Origin of the sequence: Fulvivirga kasyanovii, assembly GCF_009711405.1 — a bacterium.
Lineage (GTDB): Bacteria > Bacteroidota > Bacteroidia > Cytophagales > Cyclobacteriaceae > Fulvivirga > Fulvivirga kasyanovii.
In genome coordinates, this window is sequence record NZ_SMLW01000651.1 from 25498 (window position 1) to 35782 (window position 10285).

Annotated in this window: 11 protein-coding genes; 1 reads left to right on the top strand and 10 read right to left on the bottom strand. The window is 40.3% G+C overall.

The features are described 5' to 3' along the window. The 7 genes from E1163_RS24150 to E1163_RS24180 all read right to left on the bottom strand — a co-directional run. A partial coding sequence (locus tag E1163_RS24150) for an asparaginase (protein WP_155175206.1) occupies positions 1 to 1066 on the bottom strand: 1066 nt, incomplete at its 3' end. Beyond that, positions 1063 to 1836, bottom strand: coding sequence for a TatD family hydrolase (locus tag E1163_RS24155; protein WP_155175182.1), 774 nt, complete (start codon positions 1834 to 1836; stop codon positions 1063 to 1065). The genes E1163_RS24155 and E1163_RS24150, both read right to left, overlap by 4 nt. Positions 1837 to 1887: 51 nt before the next feature. Then, positions 1888 to 2979 carry a glycosyltransferase gene (locus E1163_RS24160; RefSeq protein ID WP_155175184.1) on the bottom strand — a complete coding sequence of 364 codons (1092 nt, stop codon included), beginning with the start codon at positions 2977 to 2979 and terminating at the stop codon, positions 1888 to 1890. After that, positions 2967 to 3602 (bottom strand): polysaccharide deacetylase family protein, encoded by a 636-nt coding sequence (locus E1163_RS24165; RefSeq protein ID WP_155175186.1) that lies wholly within the window; start codon positions 3600 to 3602, stop codon positions 2967 to 2969. Before E1163_RS24165 ends, E1163_RS24160 begins: the two co-directional genes overlap by 13 nt. Before the next feature lies 1 nt (position 3603). Beyond that, positions 3604 to 4824 (bottom strand): PP2C family protein-serine/threonine phosphatase, encoded by a 1221-nt coding sequence (locus E1163_RS24170; protein WP_155175188.1) that lies wholly within the window; start codon positions 4822 to 4824, stop codon positions 3604 to 3606. A 54-nt stretch (positions 4825 to 4878) separates the two neighbouring features. Continuing rightward, entirely contained in the window at positions 4879 to 5943 is a 1065-nt protein-coding gene (locus tag E1163_RS24175) for a glycosyltransferase (protein WP_185156194.1), read from the bottom strand. Positions 5944 to 5987: 44 nt separating this feature from the next. After that, positions 5988 to 6962: a lysylphosphatidylglycerol synthase transmembrane domain-containing protein gene (locus E1163_RS24180; protein WP_155175197.1), complete on the bottom strand. Its 975-nt coding sequence runs from the start codon at positions 6960 to 6962 to the stop codon at positions 5988 to 5990. A 17-nt stretch (positions 6963 to 6979) separates the two neighbouring features. Here E1163_RS24180 and ruvC point away from each other — a divergent pair, with 17 nt between their 5' ends. After that, positions 6980 to 7549 carry a crossover junction endodeoxyribonuclease RuvC gene (gene ruvC / locus E1163_RS24185; protein ID WP_343033944.1) on the top strand — a complete coding sequence of 190 codons (570 nt, stop codon included), beginning with the start codon at positions 6980 to 6982 and terminating at the stop codon, positions 7547 to 7549. A 50-nt stretch (positions 7550 to 7599) separates the two neighbouring features. Here the strand turns inward: ruvC and E1163_RS24190 are convergent, their stop codons facing one another. The 3 genes from E1163_RS24190 to E1163_RS24200 form a co-directional block, all read right to left on the bottom strand. Beyond that, on the bottom strand, positions 7600 to 8775 hold the full coding sequence (locus E1163_RS24190) for a glycosyltransferase family 4 protein (protein ID WP_221418073.1): 1176 nt from the start codon (positions 8773 to 8775) through the stop codon (positions 7600 to 7602). An 8-nt stretch (positions 8776 to 8783) separates the two neighbouring features. After that, entirely contained in the window at positions 8784 to 9710 is a 927-nt protein-coding gene (locus E1163_RS24195; RefSeq protein ID WP_155175201.1) for a glycosyltransferase family 2 protein, read from the bottom strand. After that, on the bottom strand, positions 9710 to 10285 hold a 576-nt coding region (locus tag E1163_RS24200), incomplete at its 5' end, for a sulfotransferase family 2 domain-containing protein (protein WP_221418074.1). The genes E1163_RS24200 and E1163_RS24195, both read right to left, overlap by 1 nt.

Here is a 10285-nt window from a genome sequence, read left to right on the forward strand (position 1 = left end):
TCAGCGTTAACTCGCCACAAATCGGTTCTATCAACCGTTTTTTAATTTGCACCTGATCCTCCTCCTCCCCAAGCACCATCATCAATTTAGTAATGGCGGCTTCAAGAGTAAGATCAGCGCCTTCTATAACACCTAACTCATTCAATTGTTGGCTGGTATCATATCTTCCCTGTATAACCCTGCCGCCCGGGCACTGCGATACATTAAGAATAATGATTCCCTTATCAATAGCTTCTTTGATAAGATCAATAAACCATGCCGACGTTGGGGCATTGCCCGACCCAAATGTTTCTAATACCACACCCCTCAATCCTTCAATATCAAGAATAGCCTTAACGGCCTCTCTCGTAATGCCGGGATAAAGCTTAAGTATAACGACCCGGGGATCAAATTTACTGTGTAAAGCAAGTGGTTTATCGCCTTCAATTTGACGAATGGCTGGTGTGTTATAATTGATAACTACGCCTGACTCGGCCATAGTAGGGTAATTCTCAGACTCAAATGCATCAAAATGCAGGCTTTGGACCTTTTTTGACCTGTTTCCCCTTAATAGCACATAATCAAAGTAAATACAAACTTCTGGTACGAGCGGTCGTCCCTCTGATTTACTGGAGGCAATTTCAAGGGCCGTGATCAGGTTCTCACGGGCATCGGACCTCAGCGAGGATATAGGCAACTGAGCTCCGGTAAATATCACTGGCTTACCTAGGTTTTCAAGCATAAAACTCAATGCGGACGCTGTAAATGCCATGGTATCGGTACCATGCAACACAACAAACCCGTGGAAATCATTATAATTCTCAAAAATAATCTGACCAATCTTCACCCAGTCATCCGGGCCTATATTTGAAGAGTCTATAGGTTCTTCAAAAGATATAACGGTCAAGTTCAATTCTAATTGCCTTAGGGATGGTACATGATTTAAAATCGAACTAAAATCGAAAGGGATTAACGCTCCTTTTTCGTCGTGCACCATGCCCAGGGTACCTCCTGTATATATAATTAATATGGAAGTTTCGGGTTTAATAAAGGCCGAGGTGATGATATTTATTTTGGAGTAATTCATTTATGACCAAATAATTTTAATGCATTTGCAGTTGTTTTTGATGCTACCTCGTCTAAGGGCTTTTCTTGCAAAGTGGCTATTTTCTTTGCCACAATGGGTATGTAAGCCGGCTCATTTCTCTTTCCCCTGTGTGGAACCGGCGCCAGGTAAGGGCTATCCGTTTCCAACAAAAAATGGTCGAGGTCAATATGCGGGATAACAGTGTCCAACCCACCATTCTTAAAAGTAGCTACACCACCAAAACCTAAGTAAAAACCCAATTCCACGATTTTCTTTGCTTGTTCGAGGTTTCCCGAAAAGCAGTGGAATACACCTGTCAAATCATCAGTCTTTAATGCCTCCACCAACTCAATGGTTTCATCTATGGATTCCCGGCAATGAATAACTATGGGCAGTTTGTATTGCTTTGCCCATTCCACCTGCACTTTAAAGGCTTCCTGCTGCTCACCCCAGAAGGTCTTGTCCCAGTAAAGGTCCGTACCAATTTCGCCTACAGCAGTGAAGTCCCTCTTTCCAAGCCACTCCTCCACAATGTACAACTCCTTTTCAAACCCTTTCTTCACAGAACATGGATGAAGCCCCATCATAGAAAAACAGTTGGCCGGATATTTACCTTCCAACTCCATCATGTCATCAATCGATGTATGATCTATATTCGGCATGTAAATCCTGTTAACTCCATGCTCAAATGACCTTTCAAGGACATCCTGTAAGTCTTCTTTAAACTTATTGAGATAAATATGTGCATGGCTGTCTACAAATTCATTCATTCTGTTATATATAATTATTCAAACCAAAAAAAGTCACAAGACCGGCCAAAGTTAATATTTCCTACCTTTCCATTTGACTTTGGCAGGGATTAAAAAGAAAATTGAACTAAGCAGGGACAAGCCAAAGGAATAAGGCTCATAGGAAAGTACTGAAGTCCATCTAACGGGTAATTTGAGTTTTTTGTGGATGACAATTATAAAAAATATCTGAACAAGCATTTTAAATAATAGTATGCTACCCCCTAAATAAGGGGCAATAAACAATAACGGAACTACCATCCAATGAAACAAAGCCTGAAATAGTAAAAGGACCACTACAGGGACAGGAAGCTGAACTGCACCCAACATCCATCTCTTTCTCTGGTGAAGCAGGTTTTTGATCCCCCGAATGCTTTTTGTCCAGGCCAGCACTTCTGGCTTCATAAGCTGCACCAGGCCAAACCCCTTATTCCTGACCTGCCTGAACAGCTCATAATCCTCAGTGATTGAAAAAGGGATGTTCTCGTAACCTCCCACACTTTCATAAGCTTCTTTGGTGACACACATGTTGTTGCCAATAGCCGTTACTGGCATACCGAGATCTGTTATCACCTTGATCATTCCGGCTGCAAAAAGCCAGTCCACATTTTGCAGACCATGATCCTCCACTGCTGTTACGCCGTTTACAATACCAACACCAGGCTTCAGGCCATGCAGCATGCCTGTTATCCAATTTTCATTCACGGCAATGTCTGCATCAGTGATAAAAAATATATCTCCCTGTGCTTCTTTTGCAAGCTGGGCCAGAACATTGGCTTTGCCGCGGGCATTTCCAAGGTTTTCTGATATTTCCATGACGTTAACCTGCGTGCTACCTTTGGCGGCATGACGTGCTTCCCGCAAAGTGTTATCTTCCGAAGAGTCATCTCCTATTATGATATCAAGCTTATCTTTTGGATAATTTAAGCTCAGCAGTGCATGAATACACCTCCCAATATTCTGTTCTTCATTACGGGCAGCTACCAGTACTGAAACTTTAGGCAAACCTTCAGCAGGGGACGCGTTATAGGCTTGATGATGAGCATACCAAAACCAGATCAGTAGCAAATCTATGACTACAGTGATAGTACTTACAGTGCCTAAAACTGTTACTAATTCATACATATTGATTTGAACTGATATCCTAGCTCGTGAAAATGCCTGATAAAGGCCGGTAAAGCATACTTTACATTTGCTTCTGCTTTTAAGTTGTCATGGAAGAGGACGATGGACCCATTCCTGGTAGCTTTAACGGTTTGATGCAAACACGTATCCGGGGTTATCTTCGAGCTGTAATCACCTGAAAGCACATCCCACATTATTATCTGATAATCCTTTTTCAATGTGCCGATCTGCTTCCTTGAAATTTTCCCGTAGGGCGGGCGAAGTATTTTCGCATGCTGTCCGAGTTCATCCAGTTCATCCTGACAATGCTCAACATTTTTCAAATACTCTTTATCGTTGGTTTTCCAACCGTTGAGATGATTAAAAGTATGGTTAGCTAACACGTGTCCCTGACTTATGGCTCGCTCTGCTATATTTTTATTTTTTCTGAGATTCTCCCCAACGCAAAAAAAAGTGGCTTTGGCATCAAACTGATCGAGCGTATCCAGAATAAAGTGAGTGAGCCCCGGGATAGGGCCATCGTCAAAAGTCAGGTAAATTGTATTATTTTTTTCTTTGGGCATTTTCCAGGTAAGCTGAGGGTAGAGCCATCGTACTATACCTGGCGTTTTATGAAAAAACATATCAAGGCTCTATTTTACACGACAACATAGTGATATCATCCTTATAACCATTCCTTCCCTTGAAGCCATCAAGATCAATAATTATATCCTGATGAATTCTTTTAAGATCCTTATTTCTGTTTTTGCTGAAATAGTCGAGCAATTTTTGCATACCAAACTCATCGCCACTCTCATTTTCTGTTTCCGTAACCCCATCGGTATAGCAGAAGAGCAGAAAATCATCTAAGTCGGTAATAAAACCTTCGTTAATAAATGGCAATGGATGCAGAGCTCCCAGAACTGTAGAGCCTTCTTCTAAAAGTTGTACCTCTCCTTTCCTATTCACCAAAAGCGGAGGGTTATGCCCTGAGTTGACATAAACCAGCGTTTTCAGTTGATGGTCATATATACCCAGAAAACAGGTAATAAACTTCTCCCCTTTTGCATTCTCAAGCACATGGTAGTTAAGCTCTTCAATGATCTCTTTAATATTGGGTGTCTGTCTTACCAGGGTTCTCAAAGAAGCCTGAAAGTTCGACATCATCAATGCTGCAGGTATACCTTTACCCGAAACATCGGCAATACAGATAAGAAACTGGTTTTTATTGATGGGGATATAGTCATAGTAATCACCACCGACTCTGTCATGAGGCAAATAGCTGGCCTCAATTTTCAGTCTCAACCCATAGGGAAGGCTTTCCGGAAACAAAAATTGTTGCACATCACTGGCAATTTCAAGCTCTTTCCTCAATGCTTCCTGCTCCAGTTGCTTTCGTGCCAGTTTCTTATTCTCTATGGCAACAATAATAATATTACTTAGTGCCTGAATAAACCTCATGCTGCTTTTACGGGCATCGTCATCTTCCTCCTCCAGATCGCCCACAAAAACCAATGCCAGTATTGAAGATTTATGCGAGATGGGTACTACACAGTCAAACTCATCAAACACATCCCCTCTTCCTTTGATAATAGGTGTTATAGAAGTGTTTTTTGTAAACTCTTCATCCAATTCAGTAGCAAAGCAGTCCATTTCGGTACCATAGTTCACTTTGCATTCCCATTTCTCATCCAACACATAAAGTGCAAGCCGCCTGATATTGAGGTTTGCTCTTAGGGTAAAATCATAGATTTTATAAAGAGAAGACTCGGGAAGGTTATTGTTAATAGCCTGAGTAATCTCCAGAAGGGCATTGAGCTCAAGCTCCTTTAAATTATATCTGTTTTGTAACGACAATGTCTCCATAAGAAATCAACCTACACACCTAATACAATATAATAAATATTTGAAAAAGATAGGCTAATGTTTCCTCCCTTTCCACCTGTATTTGCCAAAGTTAGCAGCTATTCCGAATATTATTACATAAAACGGATAGGTAAATTGCAAGAAAATAAAATACATCCAATTCATTTTTTTATTAAGGAAGTTTAAAACTTTATATAGAAATATAGCTTCTAATATAACTTTTAAAGTCACCACAACCAGGAGATCAATATAGTTTCCTACACCCCTTAGCAGCAATCCTATGGCCATTATAAAGGACAGGTTAAACAGCAAAACGAATACTGCCAACAGGGTGGTTTTTATACTGGAGTAGTGTTTCCATTTGCTCGCCCATCTTTTTCGTTGCTGAAAAAAGCCTCTCCAAGTTTGGTGCGCCTGTGTGTATACAGTTGAATCCTTTGATTTATTAAAATAGACCTTACCTCCATATGCCTCCCAAAATTTATGCATTAAGAATTCATCATCACCACTGGCTATTTCCTCGTTGCCTTTATAACCTTCGACTTCAAAGAAGGAGCTTTTCCTGAACGACAGATTGGCTCCGTTGCACATGTTTGGCATTTTTAAAGCCAAGCTTGCTGCTCCGGTGCCTATTAAACTGGCAAATTCGATAGTTTGGAGTTTTTCAAAAAATGTAGATTCCTTTTCGAAAGTAACAGGGCCGGTTACCATTTGGGCATCACTGTCTTCATAAAATGCAGCAATGCTCCACAGCCAGTTGGCCCCAAAAGTGCAATCAGCGTCAGTGGTTACAATAACAGAGCCTTTTGAGGTCAGTATGCCTTTCGCCAGGGCTTGTTTTTTCCCGAGAACCTCCTCCAGGTGTAAAAGGGTTAATGAAAAACTCGCTTTTTGCTCAAATTCTTTGATGATTTCTACAGACGAGTCATTGGAATGGTCATTGACAAGAATAACCTCATATGCATTACCTGGGAAACTTTGCTTCTGAATACTCCACAATAGATTATGAAGGTTGTCCTGCTCATTTCTAAAGGGTATAACTATGGAATAGTACTGACTTATCTCCCCTTGAAATGAAGGCGTTTGTTTATTGATTGCCCAACCTATGTTCAATAACATCAGCAAGATACAATAAATCAGAATTATGATGATTAAACTAAAGGTCATCGTGCTTTTAGTCTCATTTTCAAGGTCAGGGGTGCTCCTGCAATAGTCGGTACAAGAATATTGACCAGCCATAAAGTTAAGCTGGCACTCACAACGGCCATAAGATCGACCGGATATTTTTCATAGAAATAGATAGCTGAAAATTCCCTCACACCCAGGTCGCTTAGAAAGTTAAAGGTTGGCAGTATGGATTTGGATAAAAATATCCAGGTTACACCGGCAATATTGAGATGCAGGCTAATTTCAGGTAAGAAAAGAGCTAATATGAGACCAAACTGCGCAGCAAAAACAGCATAACGAAAGATCGATAGTGACATTATTATTAATATCTCCACAACCGAGTACATGCTTATGACACCAAAATAGTAGTTGATTTTACTTTTTAACTTATCAGAAAGTTTTATTCCACCCATTAATCCTCTTCCACTTCTTACTGCTATAAATATTAGCAGTAAGCTTACGCCAATTATCACAGCACACGCTATATAGATCAGAAACAAGGTGGAAGATATATAATACAGGCCTAAAGCACCGAACAGAAGTGTAGGGATCATTTGACAAAACCTCCCTAACATTATGGCTCCAATGTATCTTCCCCTCTGTGGGTTATTTGCCTGCATCACCCTTCCAAAGTAATCACCCAAACCGTGGGGAGTCATAAAACTCAGGCTTAAGCCGGTAAGGACTCCTTTGACAGCACTAATAAATGACATATCCGCAAGAGGTTTTACAAGTACCTTCCATTTCACAGCTTCAAGCCCCCAATTCAAGGGCATTAAACCCACTACGAGGATTAACATACCTATGTTATTATAAAGAATAGACTGAATATACTCCAGGGTGGTCTCTGCATCATCCCTCCTATCCTGCAGTTTAAGATATATAAACGCTATCAAAAGCAGGAGAATAGTGACTTTGAGCAGCGGCCATATTACCTGTTTATAAAAAGAAGCTTTTATTAGACTTGGCATATTCATAAATTGCGCGAGTGGGCAAAATAGATAAAAAACCTCAAACCGAGAGGATTATTTTAGGGTTAGATCCCGGAACAAGCGTGATGGGCTACGGACTTATTTCTGTAAAGGGCCAGAAGCTAAGTTTAATCCAGTTTGGTGTTATTCACCTCAGCAAGTATTCCGGCCATGAACTCAAGCTAAAAAAGATCTTTGAGCGGGTTTTAAGCCTCATCAATGATTATCACCCTGATGAAGTAGCATTGGAAGCTCCTTTCTATGGAAAAAATGTGCAATCAATGCTCAAACTCGGGCGTGCCCAGGGAGTGGCTATGGCAGCAGCCTTGTCGCGGGAAATCCCTATTACCGAATATGCACCAAAAAAAGTAAAACAATCGGTAACCAGCAATGGAAATGCCTCCAAAGAGCAGGTTGCCAGCATGCTCATGTCTCTTTTAAACTTTAAGGAAGCACCCAAACTGCTCGATGCCACGGATGCATTGGCAGTTGCTGTTTGCCATCATTTCCAAAAAGGTGTAGCCCAAACCAAATCCTCCAAAAGCTGGGGAGCTTTTGTGAGTGAGAATCCGGGGAGGGTGAAGTAAAAGAAGATATAATTCATTCCCTCCCTTTTATAAGTCTCGGGTTAGCAGGTTTAAACTATAGTTTCATAGAGGTTAATCAACTGCTTTTTGGTTACATCCCAATTCCAGCGTGATTCAATAGCTTTATACCCATTCTTTCCCAGTTGCTTTTTAAGCGCTGAATCATGGTATAATGTAAGAATCTTTTCTGCAAGATCATTTTCGTTTCCAGCCTCATGTATGAGGCCACATTCCTCTTGCTCCAATACATGCTTCTGTGCAGGACAGTCACTGGCAACTATCGGTTTGCCTATGGCCATATATTGAAAAATCTTGTTGGCAAATGTAGTATCATGATGCAGGTTCCTTTTGAGAGGGCAAATACATATTTCTGCTGCCTCTATATAACTAGGGAAGAGAGTTACATCCTGCCATCCCTCAAAGGTTACATAATCCTCCAGCTTCAGGCTTTTCACGAGTTTATGCAATACTACATCTTCAGAGTTCTGCCCTACCAGAATCAATTTAACATTTGGAATTTCTTCCTTTAGTATATTAAGTGCCATAATAGCAGTATCCGTGCCTCTTCTCAGCCCGGTATCTCCTGTATATACAATATTGAAAGTGTTTTCAAACCGCTTCAGTATTCCTTTATCAATAGGATAACCACAAAAAACATCGACATGAAGTGTATTAGGTACTATAACGAATTTATTTGTATCGAAAACACCGTAGGAGATGGCCTCATCCATTGCTTCTTCAGTAACCAATACTACTTTATCCGCCTTTTGCATAAGTTCAACCTGTTTTTTGGCCCATGTTTTTGTGTTGATCATATACTTCCCAGGAAATTTCTTTAAATGGGAATACTCTTTCATGATTACCGGACGGTTTTCATGAAGGTCCAGTACAACCGGCAGATTTCCACTTCGATTTGCCCAAAAAACAGCGCGGGCGATTACCATATCATGAACGTGCAGTGCGTGAGGCTTTACTTCTTTAATGAAGTCAACAATTTTAGGATATACCAAAAGGTGGTAAACAGGCAAAGTGTAAGCCAAGGCCGAAAATTTATAAACTAACTTTCCAGCCGGGTATCTTCTGACTTTAATATTTCTAATTTCTTCCTGTTCAGGCCTTTTGTCGTAATTCAATGAAAACAAGAATACTTCATGCCCTTCCTGGATCAGGCTAATGGCCTCATTCTCCACCCTTGAATCAGGAGGAAAAGTTGTATCTAAAAACATCGCTATTCTCATAAATAGGCCCCCTTCTGTATGGATTCCCTGCGGCTATTTACAATGTTTGAAAAATTGGCAACAGCTTTTCCAAACCCGGCCATTACAGCGATTACTTTTCTTCCTTCAAAATGTAAAAGGTAGTAAATAGTTTCCCTGAAGAGCTTATCCATAGCATGTAAAACCGACATTGATACGGTATTTTTAACATTTGCAAAATGTTTCAAAAAACTAACATACTCTCTCATCTTTAGTTTGTGCAGAGGCATATGATTCTTATGTTGTACCCTATCATGACAGACAAATGCATTGCACCTTACAAATAGCTTAAGCCCATGATATTGCATGCGGTTTATGTAGTCATTATCTTCTCCGTAGTGAGGAAAGAGTGGGTTGAAGCCCCCCACTGTTTCTATGCATTTGCGACTTACCATCCATGCCGCCGCATTGACAAAGCCTGCTGGTATGTTCTTAGGCTGCCACTGCTTCGAAAGAATGAGGTTCGCATCCTCATTAGCTGCATATCTTTTAAGGTAATCTTCAAAGCCATAATCCAGAGCAGTTCCACTGCCCTCCATCTGTACCGGGCTTACTACCCCTGCCTTACTCTCCGATTGAAAGGTTGCTAACAACTCCTTGACTGAATCCTTATCAATCGAAGCATCCTGATTGAGCAATAGAAAAAAATCACCGCCATTGACAAGGCCATATTTGATTCCAATATTGTTTGCTTTACCGAACCCTAAGTTTTGTTTGCTTTCAATAACATGCGTTTGAGGAAATTTCTCTTTAATAAACTCAACCGATCCATCTGTAGAACCGTTGTCAACCACAATTACATGAACAGAATACTTACTTTGATACAAGCTTTCTAAGCATTTATTTAGCCATTTCATACCATTATAGGCAACGACTACTGCATAAACCAAAGGGGAAGGGGTCATTAATTCTTTTCAAACTGATAATTAAACAATTCTATATCCTTGTAATAAACCTGGGAAACCAAATCCTTTTCATGAGGTGTGAAAAACTGAGAATAGTGAACCCTTTTTTCTTTATTCTTTTTTAAATGCGGAAGTTTTTTTGTGCTAATTCCCAGTTTATCACATACTACTTTAAAATCTTGTGTCAGATTTTCAAACCTACCAACAAAATCCACCATTAAATTTTCCTCTTTATCATAAATAAATTCATGCTGGGGCAACAGATGATCTCCTCTGTAACTTTTCCTCCCAGGCATGCTGGTATAGGGGGCAAACTCTCCCTTTTTCATAAGGTAATCTAAAAAGGTACCTTGAACCTTACGGTCCTTCATCATCCAGAAATAATCAGACATTGCTCTTTCCCAAGGGTTACGAACAAACGCGAATTTAAAATAGGTGTCCCATATCTCCTGATCGATCAATCTTTTTTCCAGCAAGGTTGTAGCTTGAGCATGTTGTAAATGGATCAACAGTTCAGGGTCCCAGCCATAAAGTAACTTCCGGTTTGTTATAGACCATTTTTGAGGAGTTGGTTC

What these genes read in the sequence shown, in the direction of transcription:
- E1163_RS24175 (WP_185156194.1), bottom strand. Translation starts at nt 5,943, where the DNA reads ATGTTATTGAACATAGGTTGGGCAATCAATAAACAAACGCCTTCATTT.
- E1163_RS24180 (WP_155175197.1), bottom strand. Translation starts at nt 6,962, where the DNA reads ATGCCAAGTCTAATAAAAGCTTCTTTTTATAAACAGGTAATATGGCCG.
- E1163_RS24155 (WP_155175182.1), bottom strand. Translation starts at nt 1,836, where the DNA reads ATGAATGAATTTGTAGACAGCCATGCACATATTTATCTCAATAAGTTT.
- E1163_RS24165 (WP_155175186.1), bottom strand. Translation starts at nt 3,602, where the DNA reads ATGTTTTTTCATAAAACGCCAGGTATAGTACGATGGCTCTACCCTCAG.
- E1163_RS24195 (WP_155175201.1), bottom strand. Translation starts at nt 9,710, where the DNA reads ATGACCCCTTCCCCTTTGGTTTATGCAGTAGTCGTTGCCTATAATGGT.
- E1163_RS24190 (WP_221418073.1), bottom strand. Translation starts at nt 8,775, where the DNA reads ATGTTTTTAGATACAACTTTTCCTCCTGATTCAAGGGTGGAGAATGAG.
- E1163_RS24170 (WP_155175188.1), bottom strand. Translation starts at nt 4,824, where the DNA reads ATGGAGACATTGTCGTTACAAAACAGATATAATTTAAAGGAGCTTGAG.
- E1163_RS24160 (WP_155175184.1), bottom strand. Translation starts at nt 2,979, where the DNA reads ATGTATGAATTAGTAACAGTTTTAGGCACTGTAAGTACTATCACTGTA.